General features: G+C 43.3%; 16 protein-coding genes and 1 pseudogene. 11 read left to right on the top strand and 6 right to left on the bottom strand.

Annotated elements, in window-relative coordinates:
- Window positions 1-101: 101 nt before the first annotated feature.
- The 3 genes from gltS to BCT49_RS01380 form a co-directional block, all read right to left on the bottom strand.
- Entirely contained in the window at window positions 102-1,325 is a 1,224-nt protein-coding gene (gltS, locus tag BCT49_RS01390) for a sodium/glutamate symporter (RefSeq protein WP_102433865.1), read from the bottom strand.
- Window positions 1,326-1,402: 77 nt separating this feature from the next.
- The gene (locus BCT49_RS01385; protein WP_102433864.1) at window positions 1,403-2,848 is read right to left on the bottom strand and encodes a patatin-like phospholipase family protein; all 1,446 of its coding nucleotides are present in this window, start codon (window positions 2,846-2,848) and stop codon (window positions 1,403-1,405) included.
- 160 nt (window positions 2,849-3,008) lie between these two features.
- Window positions 3,009-3,668, bottom strand: coding sequence for a glutathione S-transferase (locus BCT49_RS01380; protein WP_102433863.1), 660 nt, complete (start codon window positions 3,666-3,668; stop codon window positions 3,009-3,011).
- A gap of 104 nt (window positions 3,669-3,772) precedes the next feature.
- On the opposite strand from BCT49_RS01380, the gene BCT49_RS01375 reads away from it, so the two are divergent.
- Window positions 3,773-6,028 (top strand): peptidase U32 family protein, encoded by a 2,256-nt coding sequence (locus BCT49_RS01375; RefSeq protein WP_102433862.1) that lies wholly within the window; start codon window positions 3,773-3,775, stop codon window positions 6,026-6,028.
- Window positions 6,029-6,208: 180 nt separating this feature from the next.
- Here BCT49_RS01375 and BCT49_RS01370 read toward each other — a convergent pair whose 3' ends face one another.
- Both BCT49_RS01370 and BCT49_RS01365 read right to left on the bottom strand, forming a co-directional pair.
- Window positions 6,209-6,673 (bottom strand): acyl-CoA thioesterase, encoded by a 465-nt coding sequence (locus BCT49_RS01370; protein WP_102433861.1) that lies wholly within the window; start codon window positions 6,671-6,673, stop codon window positions 6,209-6,211.
- 184 nt (window positions 6,674-6,857) lie between these two features.
- Window positions 6,858-8,681, bottom strand: coding sequence for an ABC transporter ATP-binding protein/permease (locus BCT49_RS01365; RefSeq protein ID WP_102433860.1), 1,824 nt, complete (start codon window positions 8,679-8,681; stop codon window positions 6,858-6,860).
- A 527-nt stretch (window positions 8,682-9,208) separates the two neighbouring features.
- Between BCT49_RS01365 and artP the strand changes: the two genes are divergently transcribed.
- The 6 genes from artP to BCT49_RS01335 all read left to right on the top strand — a co-directional run bounded on the left by artP (window position 9,209) and on the right by BCT49_RS01335 (window position 13,372).
- The gene (gene artP, locus BCT49_RS01360) at window positions 9,209-9,937 is read left to right on the top strand and encodes an arginine ABC transporter ATP-binding protein ArtP (protein ID WP_102433859.1); all 729 of its coding nucleotides are present in this window, start codon (window positions 9,209-9,211) and stop codon (window positions 9,935-9,937) included.
- Between the two features lie 136 nt (window positions 9,938-10,073).
- Entirely contained in the window at window positions 10,074-10,805 is a 732-nt protein-coding gene (locus BCT49_RS01355; RefSeq protein WP_065112559.1) for an arginine ABC transporter substrate-binding protein, read from the top strand.
- 1 nt (window position 10,806) lies between these two features.
- Window positions 10,807-11,493: an arginine ABC transporter permease ArtQ gene (gene artQ, locus BCT49_RS01350; protein WP_102433858.1), complete on the top strand. Its 687-nt coding sequence runs from the start codon at window positions 10,807-10,809 to the stop codon at window positions 11,491-11,493.
- The gene (artM, locus tag BCT49_RS01345; protein ID WP_102433857.1) at window positions 11,490-12,158 is read left to right on the top strand and encodes an arginine ABC transporter permease ArtM; all 669 of its coding nucleotides are present in this window, start codon (window positions 11,490-11,492) and stop codon (window positions 12,156-12,158) included. The genes artQ and artM overlap by 4 nt, the downstream gene beginning before the upstream one ends.
- Before the next feature lie 310 nt (window positions 12,159-12,468).
- Window positions 12,469-12,912 carry a hypothetical protein gene (locus tag BCT49_RS01340; RefSeq protein WP_102433856.1) on the top strand — a complete coding sequence of 148 codons (444 nt, stop codon included), beginning with the start codon at window positions 12,469-12,471 and terminating at the stop codon, window positions 12,910-12,912.
- Between the two features lie 46 nt (window positions 12,913-12,958).
- Window positions 12,959-13,372 (top strand): nuclear transport factor 2 family protein, encoded by a 414-nt coding sequence (locus BCT49_RS01335; RefSeq protein ID WP_102433855.1) that lies wholly within the window; start codon window positions 12,959-12,961, stop codon window positions 13,370-13,372.
- A 90-nt stretch (window positions 13,373-13,462) separates the two neighbouring features.
- Here the strand turns inward: BCT49_RS01335 and BCT49_RS01330 are convergent.
- Window positions 13,463-13,827 (bottom strand): annotated as a pseudogene (locus BCT49_RS01330) (IS110 family transposase); the annotation flags it as partial.
- A 91-nt stretch (window positions 13,828-13,918) separates the two neighbouring features.
- Between BCT49_RS01330 and BCT49_RS01325 the strand changes: the two are divergent.
- The 4 genes from BCT49_RS01325 to BCT49_RS01305 all read left to right on the top strand — a co-directional run.
- Window positions 13,919-14,290, top strand: coding sequence for a hypothetical protein (locus BCT49_RS01325; protein ID WP_102433854.1), 372 nt, complete (start codon window positions 13,919-13,921; stop codon window positions 14,288-14,290).
- Between the two features lie 226 nt (window positions 14,291-14,516).
- Window positions 14,517-14,822, top strand: a complete 306-nt coding sequence (locus BCT49_RS01315) for a lecithin retinol acyltransferase family protein (protein ID WP_157938594.1) — start codon at window positions 14,517-14,519, stop codon at window positions 14,820-14,822.
- A gap of 67 nt (window positions 14,823-14,889) precedes the next feature.
- Window positions 14,890-15,492, top strand: coding sequence for a glutathione S-transferase family protein (locus BCT49_RS01310; protein ID WP_102433851.1), 603 nt, complete (start codon window positions 14,890-14,892; stop codon window positions 15,490-15,492).
- A 137-nt stretch (window positions 15,493-15,629) separates the two neighbouring features.
- Window positions 15,630-16,095: RraA family protein (locus BCT49_RS01305; RefSeq protein ID WP_102433850.1), on the top strand; the 466-nt coding region annotated here is incomplete at its 3' end.

Below are 16,095 nucleotides of genomic sequence, written 5' to 3'. Positions count from 1 at the left end.
ATCTAAGCGGAGAAGAGCCACAAAACTAATGAAAACAAAAAGAGCCACTCTCTATGAAGTGGCTCTTTTTGTGGGTTGTTCCTGCTAGAAATTAAGGCTAACTACATCATTCTCATGAAGTAAGGAATGATCAGAGCGTTGGCTAAATCGATGAAGAATGCGCACACCAAGGGCACGATGATGAAGGCTTGAACTGAGTGTCCATACTTTTGGCTTACTGCGGACATGTTCGCCATGGCTGTGGGCGTTGAACCCAGTGAAATCCCGCCGAAGCCTGCACATACCACGGCGGCGTCATACGTTTTCCCCATAGACGGGAATACAATGAAGATATTGATGACCACAGCCAGTAGCAGTTGCATTGCTAATATCGCGAAGATCGGGCCTGCTAAGTCAATCAGTGTCCAAAGCTGCATGCTCATTAGCGACATCGCCAAGAAGGTACCCAAAGATATTTCAGCAATTAGGTCGATAGCAGGAGAGCGAGTAGGCCATTTGGTGCCTGATATTCTTGGGTAAGAGTCGGGTATCGCGTTGGTAATTACGATACCGGCAAACAAACAAGAAACGAACAGTGGCAGCTGTAACCCAGTTTGGCTTATTAATTCATTCAATAAAGCGCCGACGATGACACAGATATGAATCGCTAATACGGCATCGAGAAACTGAAATGACGTGAGCGCTTGTTTCTGCTTGTCGATATTCGAACTTTCCGCGTTAGCTTGGCCTTCAGCTGGCTTTAGGTTGTGACGCTTGATAAGAAACTTAGCAATCGGGCCGCCCATCAAACTGGCTAAGATAAGCCCAAATGTTGCGCTGGCGATACCAATCTCCATCGCGCTTTCCAAACCAAACTCCTCTGCAACCTTTGGTGCCCAAGCGATTGCTGTGCCGTGGCCTCCAATCAAAGAAATACTACCACTCAACAAGCCGAAGACAGGCTCTAAGCCAAACATTGAGGCGACAGAAATGCCGACGATGTTTTGCATGATCATGAAGAAGATAGTGATGACGAGTAGAATCACCAAAGGTTTGCCGCCTTTGAATAGGTCTTTCAAACTGGAGTTAATCCCGATGGTGGTAAAGAAGTAGACCAACAATACATCGCGAGCGAACAGATCAAACTGAACTTCTATCGATGTCGTCGCGTAAAGCGCTGCAAAGAACAGAGACGCTAAAATCCCGCCTGATACGGGTTCTGGAATACTGAACTCTTTTAGAAAGCCGATGACTTGATTCAGCCTTCGTCCGATAAATAGCACCACAATACCCATGGTCACCGCAAAGAATGACCCAAGGTGTAAGACGTTGTTTTCAAATTCCATAATGAGCCTTGTATAAATATAATTCTAACGTGTGTTATGACTGCTGGTTAGCGAGTTTATAAGCAACTAGATTAGCATTATTCGTTATTACCAAAAGATAAGAAGGTTTGAAATTCAGCATCGGAGATAAGTTGTTTATTGCCTTCTTCGATTAACAAGTCGACCTTGTGTCCGTCTATCGTGAAATCAGTCGGGATTTGATTGAGTGAGTAACGAGTCTCGTCATCGTCGACCTTGTTCAAGCTAACCTCAATGAAATGCGGGACAACTTGATGTCCTTCATAAGAGGAGAACTCTGCCCAAGACGTTAACTCGTCGACGATCAAATCTTTAGTGGTGTCGTTGTAGCGGTGTAATTGAATGTCGGTGATGACATCGACCGTCTGTTTCACGGTTGGCATGTCGATAGAATCACCGATGCCAGACTCAGGTTGGGTTGAAGCATCCACTGAGATGATGACAATCGGGCGCACAGATTGGTTCTTGTGTAGGTTTTTGAGCTTTTCTTTGTCGTTGTAACGTAAATATTCCGACATCTCATAAACCGACAACAAGCCAAGGTTATCGGTAATTCCGCCGTCGACTAGATGAAGATAATTCACTTGGTCCTTATTGCTGTAAGACTCTAAAGATTTGATGAGGTTTCTATTGCGATAACTGGTGGCTTCGAACGAGGGCTGTAAGTGCTCCGTTTTGTCACAGTTGTTTTTGTTTTCAAGTACTACCGGTGTGAAAACGAAAGGCACAGCAGATGATGCTGTCACTGAGCTCGACACCGAATAGCTGTTTAAGTCTGAACAAATCAGGTCAAAGTATTCTTGCGTGAATGAAAAGCGTGAACCCGTCGATATGTCGGTGGCGTTGATCACAATGTAAGGCGCACCGTCACGTCGAATGTCGGCAAACGTGCTGTCACCAAAGATGTTAGCGTCGTAATAGTCGGTCGCTTTATCCGTTCTGGTCGCATAGGAGAACCAATAGCTTGGAGACAACAGAATAGAAATGAGATCCTCAGACACTTCGTGATAGAGAAACGCCTCTTCGTAATCTTCGAATATTTTATCGCCATACAAACCGTAATAAGCCGCGGTAAAACTGCCTCCAGACACCGCGCTGATCATGTCGACTTCTTCTAGCAGATTAATACGTTCGCCATCGATCTCCATATCGGTATCGCGCAGCGCTTGTAACACACCATAAGAGAGCGCAGCCGCACGCGTTCCGCCACCTGAAAAAGAGAGGACCAAAGTAACCTTGTTGTCTTGTCGGTAGAAGTTTTTAGCCGTGTAAGATTGGCTTAGCTTGTTGTTAGATTGATTGTTCTCTTGTTTAAGCTCTTGGTTAAGCGCTGAGCTAAGAGAGTGCGTGTGGAGCTGGTCGTCTGATTGGCTTACGTTGGTTGCTTTGTTCTTAGCACTGCAACCAGAAAGATTAAGCGAGAATGCCACTAACAGTGAAATTTTCGCTAATCCGGCAAGCCAATGAGTGGAGTTATCGAAGCTGTTACTTTTAGGATTCGGCATAGCGCAATTCAAACTAACGTCGGATTAAGTGAAAGGCTATTTTCGTTGATATCTAATATGCTATCAATGGCATCACGTGTGACACAGTGTCACGAAATTCGTCACAATCCTTGGTGAATAAGGTAGTTATTTAACAAGGTCAGTTGTGCGCTGTTTCGTCTTATCCAAAAAGACAATCTTGTTTCGTTTCATTCCACAAAGGGTATTGCTTCATTACTTGGGTGTAGAGCTTACTTTCAAGATGCGTTCTTAACCAACGTCCTACGTTCTGATATTCAGATTGTACAAACCACTTCTTTTCGACTCTCACAAATTGGCTAACAAACGGCATTACTGCAAAGTCAGCGAGGCTAGGGGTGTCGCCAAACAAGTAATCATGATGGCTGAGTTTACTTTCCAATTCAGCGATAAATTCTTCGCAGTTGTGTCTGCGTTGTTCACTATCGATGTTTCGGTAACGCACTGAAGCACGGTATTTCTCTAAGTGACCAATGAACTCGTTATCGTTGCGACCAATGAGCTCAAGAACTTGTTGGTTTAGAGCGGGGTTGCTTGAACGCATCAGATCTTGAGGATCGTTCTGCTCCAGTGCCCAAATCATCACCTCAATGCTTTGTTCTATAATCGTACCTTGTGGCAAGACAAGCACTGGTACCGTGCCTTTTGGCGAACTGGCTAATAGTTCGCTAGGCTTATCTTTGGTGACGATTTCGCGGAGCAACACTGGCTGTTTTGATAAGGCTATCCCCATCCTTCCACGCATAGCGTAAGGACAGCGTCTTAAAGAATAAAGGATAGGTAAATCGGATTCGTTTGGCATTATTGAGGTCATTTAGTTTGAAAAGTGTTGTTAGGTGGTAAAGAGATCGTGATGTAGGTAGAATACGCGGCTTAAAAATTATAAGTAAGTGAGCGACTTCAAAAATGAGCAGAAAGATTGAGTTATTAGCCCCAGGTGGCGATGTAGAGGCGATTAAAGCAGCTATCGTAGCAGGTGCTAATGCGGTTTATTGCGGTTTAGACACCTTCAACGCTCGTAACAGAGCCTCTAACCTGTCGTTAGATGAATTGAATGGTGTGATTCGCCTTGCTCATGAATATGGCTGTGAAGTGTTTCTGACTCTTAACGTTGTGCTGCTGGAGCATGAAATTAAGAGCATCACTAAACTGCTAAACCAGTTAGTGAACACCAAACTAGACGGCATCATCGTTCAAGATCTTGGTTTGTTCGATTTGGTGAAAAAGCATTTCCCATCATTAGATGTTCACGCATCGACTCAGCTGACTACGCACAATGAAGGCCAAGTTAAGTTCTTATCTAAGATTGGCGCAACACGCGTTAACTTGTCTCGCGAACTCAACCTGCCTGAAATTAAGATGCTTACGGAAGTGGCACACGATCACGATGTACTGACTGAAGTGTTCGTACACGGTGCTTTGTGTATCGCGTTCTCTGGCCAATGTTACTCAAGCTCTGTAAGTGTCGGTAACTCAGGTAACCGTGGCCGTTGTAGCCAAGCGTGCCGTGATGAGTACGAAGTGACCAACGCAGGTAACAAGTTCCCACTGAACTTGAAAGATAACTCTGCTTACTACGACCTACCTGAACTGGTTGACGCAAAAGTTGACTCGTTGAAAGTAGAAGGCCGTATTAAAGGCGCACACTACGTTTACACAGTGGTAGACACGTGGCGTAAACAGATTGATAGCTTTGTAGAAAGTGGTTTGTTGATCGAAGACGATTCGAACCTACACAAAGTATTCAACCGTGATTTCACCAACTCTTTCCTTAAGGGCAACCTAACGAAAGACATGTTCATCGATAACCCTCGCGACAACAGCATGAATTACGCTGTAGATAAAGCGACGAAAGAGAACAATGAAATCTCTGTTGTGCAAATTCAAGAAGTGACCAGCGATCTTTACGAAGCTAAGAATGCCCTAGGCAGCGAAATGCGCGATAAGATCGAGTTCCTTGATATTCGTAAAACAGCGGTATCATTGTCGTTTAGCGCTAAGGTAGGTCAACCATTTACGGTGACAGTGAACACACCAAAAGAAAACTTTACGGTTCAATCTCAATCGCTACTGATAGCGGCAGGTGAGAAGGCGATCGATCAAGAGTTACTTGAGAAGCGTTTTAAAGCTGTTAAGAGTGCGGTTCATACATTAGAGAGCTACAACTACGATAACCTTGATGCTGGCCTGATTATTCCTTTGAAAGAAGTGTCTAATCTTAAAGATGAAATCGACTTCGTTCTTAATGGCTCTGTAGAAGTGATTAAGCACGTTGACGTGCCAGCACTACCACAACACCCTAAGGTGAACGACAAGCCAACCATGTCGCTGCTTATCGCTGATGTGGAAGACTTGCACCTGTGTGACGTAACTGACGCGGATGTTTACTTCAAACTGCCTGAAAGCTTCAAGAAGCGTTGTAACAAGTACATCGACATCTTGGCAGCAAACCCACGTTTGATTCCTTGGTTCCCAGCAGTATTGATCGGTAAAGATTACGACGAAGCGGTTCGTATTCTTGAAGATATCAAGCCAGCTCGCATCGTAACCAACAACACGGGTATTGCCTACAAAGCTTACGAAATGGGTATCGAGTGGGTCGCTGGCCCGTTCATGAACACCACAAACTCTCACGCACTGGTTACGCTGAAAGAAGAGCTGAACTGTGCTGGTGCTTTCATTTCGAACGAGATCAACAAAGGTCAGATTCGTCATATTCGCCGTCCAGAGAACTTCAAACTGTTCTACAGCATCTACCACCCAATCTTGATGATGACCAGCCGCCAGTGTTTCTTCCAAAGAACCGTCGGTTGTAACAAGCCAAGCATCGAAGCGGGTTGTATGTTGAAGTGTGAGAAAGCGACAACGATTACTAACGTGAAAGGTATCTCTTTCGCGGTTGATAAGCAGAAGGGCGGCTACCCAAGCATTTACAACCACGAGCAGTTCTTAAATCATGACGCTGTAACGGATTTCTCGGGTCTGTTCGACGAGTTCTTCATCGACCTAACCAACATCGGCGCGGGTTCGAAAGAAGTACAAGACAAAGTAGAGCTGATCAAGCACTTCCAAGGTTTGATTGACGGCGTTGATGGTTCACAACAGAACCTAGAGCAGCTAGTCGAGATTCGTACTAACGCTCAATACGTTCAAGGTTTGTAGGGTTCAAGGTCTATAGGGTGCAAGGTCTATAGGATCCAAGGTTTATAGCGTTCAAGATCTATAAGCTCCAACGTCTATAGCCAAAAGCTTATAAGCCCAGAAGACCAAACAAAAAGCCACTCAATCGAGTGGCTTTTTAATGTCTGAAATTTTCTGAGTCTTTCTCAATCAGTGAATACGTTATTCTGTCACGGCTTCCTGTTTGAAGCATGGGCTCTTTAACGTGTTCATCTTTTCGATTTCATTGGTTAAACGCAGTGAAAGCAGCGCTTTTTGGTTTGAAGCAAAATCGAACATAACGATGGTCGCAGTGCCGATTGTCGTCAGCTTTTGCTGAGTCTTGCTGATGATCGCGTATTCCATGGTGAAGCGGTCGTCTTGAATATCTGTAACGCGAGAGCCAATCATCAGCGTGTCTGGATACGTGACTGGTCGGAAATATTTACAATAAGTGTCGCCAAGAACAGGTCCAACTTTGGTTATCGCCATCTCTTCCATCAGCTCAACGTGCTTGAAAAAATCTAAGCGAGCGGTTTCGAAATAACGAAAATATACGGCGTTGTTAACGTGATTAAGCGCGTCCATTTCTCCCCAAGCGACTGGGATTTCTGTTACTACCGGGTAGTCAGATAATAATGCTTCCATGCGAACTCTCTTATTGTTATCTACTTACCCTTCATCGGGATAAGTTGTTATTGGAATAAAAACCCTACCGTTAAATTAACAAAACTGCAACACGTGTGATTTAAGTTTTTGAAGCTTGAAACCACACAATGTCAGGGACTTAGTCTTTCATTACTTAATGACTTGAACGCTTTTGCTCTATAACTTAGCTACTGAGGTGTTTGAATTGCAGTTCAACCAATCGTTGGTACAGTTCACAGCTATTGATGAGCGACTGGTGGTCGCCGATGTCTACTAGCTGTCCTTTATCGAGCACCGCAATCTGGTTGGCGTGTTTAATTGTTGATAGACGGTGCGCGATAATGATGGTCGTTCTGCCACGCATTAATTCTTCTAAAGCTTGTTGAACATGATGTTCACTTTCACTGTCTAGCGCACTGGTTGCTTCATCCAATAATAGAATATTCGGATCTTTTAAGATGGCACGTGCGATTGCAATTCGCTGACGCTGACCGCCAGACAATCTCACGCCACGTTCACCAAGAAAGCTGTGATAGCCTTCAGGTAAGTTCTGAATGAACTCGTGCGCATGTGCTTTTTTCGCCGCTTCGATAACTTGCTCGTCCGTTGCTTCTGGGTTGCCGTATCGAATGTTATGGAACACATCGTTACTGAACAGAGCGGGTTGCTGAGGAACTAACGCCATCTGCTTTCTCAGTTCATTCGGATCAAACTGATTCAGTTCAACACCGCCTAACGTCACTTTACCCACTTGTGGGTCGTAGAAACGTTGCAGCAGTTCAAATAGAGTGGTTTTACCTGCGCCAGACGGGCCAACCAATGCCAATACTTTACCTTCATGGGCCGTTAGCGTGAGGTTGCTTGTTGCGGGCTGGTCTGGTCTTGATGGGTAACAGAAGGTCACATCATCAAAAGCAACTTCTGGTGTCACGTTATCCAGTGATGTTGGGTTTTCTACAGGCGCAACAATGTGGCTTTCAACTTGTAGAATTTCAATCAAACGCTCTGTCGCACCTGCCGCGCGTTGCAATTCACCCATCACTTCAGAAATCGTACCCAGCGATGAAGCCACCATAATCGCATAGAAAACAAACGCAGCCAGATCACCCGCCGACATAGTACCGTTGATAACATCACTGCCGCCAACCCAAAGCATGCCTGCAATCGCGCTGAACACGATAACAATCACGCCCGAGATAAGAATCGCACGCTGTTTAACGCGTTGGCGACCAATCTCGTAAGCCTTTTCGACTTCAATCGCGAATGATGCTTTCTCTTGCGCTTCTCGGCTGTAGCTTTGCACCGTCTTGATGTGTTCAATCGCTTCGCCAGCATAAGAGCCCACGTCAGACATCGAATCTTGGCTTTGGCGAGAGAGGGCTCTCACACGTCGACCGTATACCAAAATCGGAATCAAGATAAACGGCACAGAGGCCAACACGATCAGCGTTAGCTTAATATTGGTCGCGAATAGCATGATGATTGCGCCAATACACATCAGCGCGCTACGCATAGCCATAGAAAACGATGAACCAATGATGCTTTGAAGCAAAGTCGTGTCGGTTGTGATACGCGACATGATGTCGCCACTGCCATTGGTTTCAAAGTAACTCGGATGAAGTGTCACCACGTGATTGAAAACCGATAGTCGAATATCCGCACTCACACGCTCTCCGACAGAAGAGACTAAATAGAAGCGGAAGAAAGTGCCAATCGAGATCAACACGACCACCACCATGATGAATTGAATCGCACTGCCTAAATCTGATAACGATTGTTGGCTGAAGCCTTGGTCGATAAGAAGACGAATACCGTGTCCGACTGAAAGGGTTAAGCTCGCCGTGAAGATCAACGCGATCAGCGCAGCAATCACACGGCCTTTATAAGGCTGAATAAATTTGCTGAGCTCGAACAGAATACTGAGGCTTTTCTTCTCAGGTTTGGGTTCTGGCGCTTGTTGAGTCGATCGCTGAGTAGAGTCGAGCGTAGAAGAGACATCGTTTTGCATATGACTGCCTTAATGTGTTGTCGCTTTAAGAATAGATGGCTTATTGCTTGTAATACGTGTTGTTCGCTGCTGAAAATTTGTTATTGAGAATCGATGCCATTAAAGCATTTATTGCCCCGTGACGCTTCCTAGGAAACTCAATTTCCAAAATTTTCTTAACACTGATTGAATCAACAGAAACTGTTTAAAGGGAAAATTAAGCATTTCCTGTACACCAAGATGGTTGTGAAACTGGATTTTCAACCCTAATTTTTATGCAAGTAATTCTAAATCAATAGGGAAGTATGTTCATAGATTTACAACTCAGTGGTGATTGATAAATTATCAGTAAAACGTTTGCCTTTTATCTCTAAACCAACCTTATCAATAACTTGTGATTTATAGATGTAAGACCAGTCATTGAGACTATTTTTTAAGCAATATCTGTTACAAAAATTCAACAAATTAGTTTTTTATACATTTATCTTGCATAAAAGTTCAGTTTGAATAGAATAACCAACAAATGACAATTAATGCAGTAATCCGGCATGAGTATTCAAGTAAAGAGCATCAACAAATCATATGGCGATATCCAAGTTCTTCACGACATCAGTTTTAACTGTGAGAGTGGCGAAACCTTGGTACTGCTTGGCCCAAGCGGCGCTGGTAAGAGTTCACTACTGCGTGTTTTGAACCTGCTAGAAATCGCGGACAACGGCGAATTAGACATTGCTAACGAGCAATTCGACTTTGCTGGTCAGATCCAAGAGAAGCAGGGTCTTAAACTTCGTCGTAAAGTCGGCATGGTTTTCCAACAATACAACTTGTGGCCACACATGACGGTAATGGAAAACTTGATTGAAGCGCCAACCAAAGTTGCAGGCTTAGATAAGCAAGAAGCCATCAAACAAGCAAAAGCGGTATTAACCACTTTACAGCTTGCAGACAAGGCAGACGCTTGGCCATTACAGCTTTCTGGCGGTCAGCAACAACGTGTTGCGATTGCACGTGCTCTTATGATGAAGCCCGATGTATTGCTGTTTGATGAACCAACGGCCGCACTCGACCCAGAGATCACCAACCAGGTTGTTAGCATCATTAAAGAGCTAAGCGGCACAGGGATCACTCAGGTTGTTGTGACTCACGAAGTTGATTTCGCCAAGAAGATTGCAAGCCATGTTCTTTACCTTGAGAAGGGTTACATCGTTGAACACGGCACCAACGACGCATTTATTAATCCGCAGACCCCAGAGTTTGCTGAATATTTGACTCACTAGATTAGCTTACTCATCAAAAGCAGACTCATTAAACCTGAGTTAACTCAATAGATTTAGCTAAACATAACATCGATTAAAACAATCAAATTATAAGAATGGCCACAGGCCACTATCTAACAGTATTCGGAGTAACAAAATGAAAAAGATTCTACTAGCTTCACTTATCGGCCTTGCTTCTTTCAACGCAGCGGCTCAAGAAGAAATCAAATTCGCAATGGAAGCAACTTACGCACCATTCGAATACATGGACGAGAACAATCAAATCCAAGGTTTTGACGTAGACCTAGCAAACGCACTGTGTGAAGAGATGAAAGCGACATGTACTTTCCACAACCAAGCGTTCGATAGCCTGATCCCAGCTCTTAAATTCAAACGTTACGATGCGGCTATCTCTGCAATGGACATCACTGAAGCACGTCTTCAACAAGTGAACTTCTCTGATGCTTATTACGACAACTCTGCAGCATTCATCTCTATCGAAGGTAAAGTCGCAGACCAAGCGGCACTTGAAGGCAAGCGTATCGGTGTTCAAAACGGTTCTACTCACCAAAGCTTCCTACTTGAGCAAATGACTGGCGTAACCGCTGTTCCTTACTCAAGCTACCAAGATGCGTTCATCGACATGAAAAACGGTCGTATCGATTCTGTATTTGGTGACACCGCGGTAGTAGCGGAATGGTTTAAGAAGCAAGACAACCTAACTTACGTTGGCGAGCAAGTAACGAACCAAGAATACTTCGGTAACGGTTTCGGTATCGCAGTAAACAAGAGCAACCCAGAGCTCGTTGCACAGCTAAACACAGCACTTGCAGCGGTTAAAGCGAACGGCGAATACGACAAGATCTTCAACAAGTACTTCGGTAAGTAATATGCAGTTAACGGGTTACTCTTTAGGGCTCGTCGAAGCAAGCTGGATGACCGTTCAGCTTGCGTTCGTAAGTCTATTGGTTGGATTAGTTTTAGCGGTACTGTTTGCTGGCGGTGAAATGTCTCGTCGTATTGCAATCAAATGGCCGACAACCGCGTTCGTGACTATCGTACGTGGTCTACCAGAAATCTTGGTGGTTTTGTTTATCTACTTTGGTTCAACACAAGTGCTCTTCATGATCACTGGTGACTTTATTGCAGTTAGCCCGTTCTTATCTGGTGTTGTTGCGTTGTCACTTATCTTCGCTTCTTACGCTTCACAAACCATTCGTGGTGCATTGAAGGCAGTAAGCAAAGGGCAGAGAGAAGCGGCGAGTGCATTGGGTATTCCTCAATCACGCGCATTTTTCAGAATCGTATTGCCACAGGCAGTAAGACACGCACTGCCAGGTTTAACGAACCAATGGTTGGTTCTATCAAAAGACACCGCACTGGTTTCACTGATTGGCGTAACCGATCTATTGAAGCAAGCGCAACTAACATCAGCAGCAACGCACGAAGCATTTACTTGGTACGCAACGGCGGCAGCTATCTACTTAATCATCACTTTAATTACGCAAAGATTGGTAAAAGTGATTGATGGTAAGTTCTCTATTCAAGGTTTGGGTAACAAAGGGGCAATGGCATGAATCAACAATACCTCTCTCAAATGCTTGAAGGCTTAGCGACCAGCCTTCAACTGACAGGCGCGTCACTGCTTGTTGGTTGTATCTTGTCACTGTTGATGACAGTAACGCTGATTCTAAGATTACCAGTAATACATTGGTTCACTCGTGGCCTTATTACGCTGTTCACGGGTACACCATTATTGGTGCAGATCTTCTTGGTGTATTACGGCCCAGGTCAATTCGATTGGATTCGTGAAAGCTTCCTATGGACATGGTTAAGCCAACCTTGGTTCTGCGCGATGTTAGCATTAGCTTTGAACACCGCAGCGTACAGTACGCTACTGTTCAGAGGTGCATTCAATGCAATTCCAGCAGGGCAGTGGGAAGCATGTCGCGCACTAGGCATGGACAAAATCGTAACGCTTAAAGTGTTGCTGCCATACGCACTACGCCGCGCCGTTCCAGCTTATTCAAACGAAGTGATTCTAGTATTCAAAGGCACATCACTGGCAAGCACCATCACCATCATGGATTTGATGGGCTACGCTCAGCGTATCAACGGCCAAACCTACGACACATTAACCGTGTTCGGCATTGCTGGCGCGTTCTACTTAGCAGTAAACGGCATTTTAACGCTGATCTTCCGCCAAGTAGAAAAGAAAGCCCTCGCATTCGAAGCGGCGTAATCTAGCTACTCACAAGCTTAACTAACGTATAAAGCCTGCCATTTATGTTCGCATAGATGGCAGGCTTTTTTGTGTTTGGGATATGTGTAGATGAAAAGTGGTTATATACTGCTCAGGACGATTTCCGCTAGAACCATGCAGTGCGGAAATGCGCTTTGCCTTGTTATTCAACGTACTTATCTGTGCTTTAAGTTTAAGTCACTGAAATTATGAAATTAATTGTGGTAGAGTTCCGCTCATATGCAACTGAGCTAAATGTAAATTTATTTTCTTATAACTGTTGTGTGCCAGTGCAATATTGGAGTTCACATTGAATTTTAGTGTTAAATCAAAATTATTAATCAGTTCTGGAGCTATAGCTTCAGCTTCTGCCATTTGGCACCTTCTTTGTATTTGGGGTGGTCCAAGTTGGTTTGCGTTTGCTCGTGCACCTCAGCCAATAATCGACTCTGCGGTGCAAGGTACTTTGCTCGCTCCATTAAGTACCGTATTCGTTGCGGGTTTAATGTTCGCTTGTACTTTGTTTTCTTTTTCAGCCGTAGGTTTAATTCGCAAAATGCCTTTACTTAAGCCAGCCTTAATTACTATTTCATTTCTTTGTACTGTGCGTGGTTTAATTGCAATACCAATATTAATTACCCCTACTGGTTTGGATACTTGGGAGCTAATTGCCAGCAGTGTATGGCTTTATGTTGGCTTGTGCTTTATCGCTGGTACTGTAGAACAATATAGGTTTGGTAAATCAGGCACATAACAAAGCATTAGACCGAAAATTTAATTAATTATTCATGGAGAATGTCATGACATCAATATTGGAAATAAACTCAGAAGATTCAAAAAATCTTCGACAAGTAAAATCTATATATAGTGCACTTAAGTCTTCAGATATAGATTCATTAAAGGCAATACTGGTAGATGAGCCTATTTGGGATGTATCTCCTGGCTTTCCTGAAGGAAAGGTTTATCGAGGCTTACCTGAAATACTTGGTGTCTTTTATACAAATCTTCGATCACAAGCTTATTCATTTGCTGCTTTACCAGATAGTTTTGTAGACGGTGGAGATAAAGTTGTTGCGCTTGGTCATTACCAAGTCATAAAAACACAAGGCGCAGATCCGATTTTGATTCGTTTTTGTCATGCATGGAGTATCGATACTCAAGGGAATGTTAAAGGCGTTTGGCAAGTCGCAGATTCTGCTTCATTTTATAACTGATAATTTATTAACATTGAGTAAATTATCAGCTAGATACATCGCGGCTGTCATCGTTTTGTTGAAAGAAAAAGCAGCAAAAACAGACCAGCCTACGCGATGTACAAATAAGATGGCTTGTTGCTCGGCTACAAAGCGAGTTGATTGACGTTGAACAACTTCGTATATGGCAAGAGCATTATTAAGGTCATTCTTTCCCTTAGTTTGATAAGGGATTACGTATTTAACGGCCATAATACGGGTGTCGTGACCCAGCTTGTTGAGTGTTATTGTTCAATAATGTGCACCACCACACGCTTCAACGTTATACGCATGAGTGGCATATTTGCTATTGTAGTCAGTAGGTTAGAGCGAGTTACTGACTTATGAAGTATGACCTTACTATTTTGGTTTACGGCATGAAGACTAAAGTGGTTTTTAGCTAGGTCGATACCGCAGAAATAAGAATAATCAGACATGGTGCCTCCGATGCATTTAAGTACCACATAAGTGTGGCAGATCTTCGGTAGGGAGAATCCATGTCATTCGTTAGGTATCAAAGAGGAAAATATGAGTTATCTCAAACTTGTGTTCTGTTCAGTGTTGACAATTACGTATTCAAACTTCGTTTGGGCTAGTAGCTGTGATGAAATAGACGATAAAGTATTAGATGCAATGACTAAGACTCTCAATGTTCATATGGATGAAATTGCTATTGATAAGACATTTTATGACCAAAACTTTGATACTGATGTTTTAGACCTAATTTCTGTAGTTGTTGATATGGAAGAAGCTATTGGGGTTGAGCTTAAAGACGAAGATGTAGTTGATCCGATAGTTTACTTTGATGAAGAAGAGCTTGAGCCAAAAATTAAAGACAGAGTAACGGTCCGAGAATTTCAAGAGACTGTTCACAAGGCGTGTGTTAACTCTTTGGGCTAGGTATGAGTTATCAGAAATACCTAACAAATTGTTCCAGATTGATTCGACACGCGTGGCATTTTTACTATGCGTTGATTTTAGTGGTTAAGGTGTCATGCGGAGGCTTCGGTATTGCGTGCCTCACACCTTAACAAGGCTTAGCCCTAACGCACAAAATCTAACCTTGAATTCCTAGCCATGTGTCCTCATGTTCATATTAACTGTCGAAATTGAAAGGAATCGAAAAATGTATGAACTAGGACAAATATTAAAAATCCAATACATAGGCTTTAAACATTACGGAATTTATATTGGTAACAATACTGTTATCCATAATTCTAAAACATTTCATCGTGTCGAAGAGATAGACCTGGAGGCATTTGCTGATAACAGAACTGTACAAAAGAGTTCAATTAAAGCTGAGAATCCAGCTTTAGCAGTGCAGGCAGCAAGAAAATATCTAGGTATTCCTTACAGTTTGTTTTCTGAAAACTATGAGCACTTTGTACGAACGGCGTGTGGGCTGGTAAAAGTCGAGCATAACTCGCTTTGAATAAGGGGTTAACTTGGTGATTTGATTTTTATCGTGGTTAGTATTGGTTTGATAGTAAGGAGGATTCATGGAAGTTTTGCTTTATAGCGCAAAAGGCTCGAACAGCTCTGAAAGAGTGGAGTGGGTGCTCAACTTCAAGCGGATACATTTCGATAGAATAGAGGTGTGCTCTAGCGAACTAGCGACAACGTACTTAGATATAAACCCTTTTGGTTATGTTCCATCACTTTCTGTCGATGGTTCTGTGTTTTCTGAATCAATGGCGATTATCGAGTATCTGGAAGAACGCTTTCCTAAACCAACCTTATTTGGCAAAAATCTTGACGAAAAAACTCATATCCGAAGAGTTTGTGAATACGTAAATACCAGCATCCACTCTCCCCAAAACAGAACCGTATTAAAGTTCATGCGTCCAGAGTTAGATGAAATGTCAAAGCGCGAATTTCGTGGGGATTGGATTATGAGGTGCCTAGAAAAGCTAAGTACGTCAATTTGCCGTGAATCAGGATTGGCAGTGGGTAACAGCTTTAGCGTCGCCGATATATTTGTGGCTTCAATCTATAAAAAAGCGTTACAACATGGTTTTGTAAAAAGTGACTTTTACGATAAGCATTTGATGTACGTTAGGTCAAATGAAAGTGCCTTGGTTTCTGAGCCACAAGTATTATGAACAATTTAAAATAGATTCGACATGCGTGGTATTTTTACTATACGGTTTTTTGTGATTAGGCTTATGCGGAAGCATAGGTCTTGCGTGCCTGACACCTCAATCCAGCGCCAGGCTTAGTTTAAACATGGAGTGTAAATATGAAGCAAGACTTTTCTGAATTAGCGACAACCGAGTACGGAAACATACTAAGTAACGACCACTTTGTAGATTTCAATATTGGTCCTCTTTGGCAAGGAATGCCGCGAATTTTTGGTGAAGCATTTACGGTTCAGTTAACTTCTGGTGATAACTTAATGCTTCATGCTGCAATATACGAAGCACCCGAGGGGTCTATCATTGTTGTCGATGGCGTTGATAGCAAATATGCGGTGGCTGGCGGAAATGTATGCGCAGTCGCTAAGAGCCGAGGGATAAAAGGCTTTATTATTGATGGTGTAATTCGGGACCTGAGTGAAATTTCAGACATGAAGTTCCCAGTTTTTGCGAAAGGCGTCCACCCGGTACCGGGAAAAAAGGAGGTCTATTCTGAATTGGGTGTTCCAATCACTTGTGGGGGAGCAAGCGTCTCTACGGGGGATGTCATTGTGGCTTTGTTGCGTAATT

The organism is Vibrio lentus, assembly GCF_002875945.1.
GTDB lineage: Bacteria > Pseudomonadota > Gammaproteobacteria > Enterobacterales > Vibrionaceae > Vibrio > Vibrio apostichopi.
The sequence above is the reverse complement of the archived record's forward strand: the minus strand, read 5'-3'. Positions and strand labels throughout refer to the sequence as shown.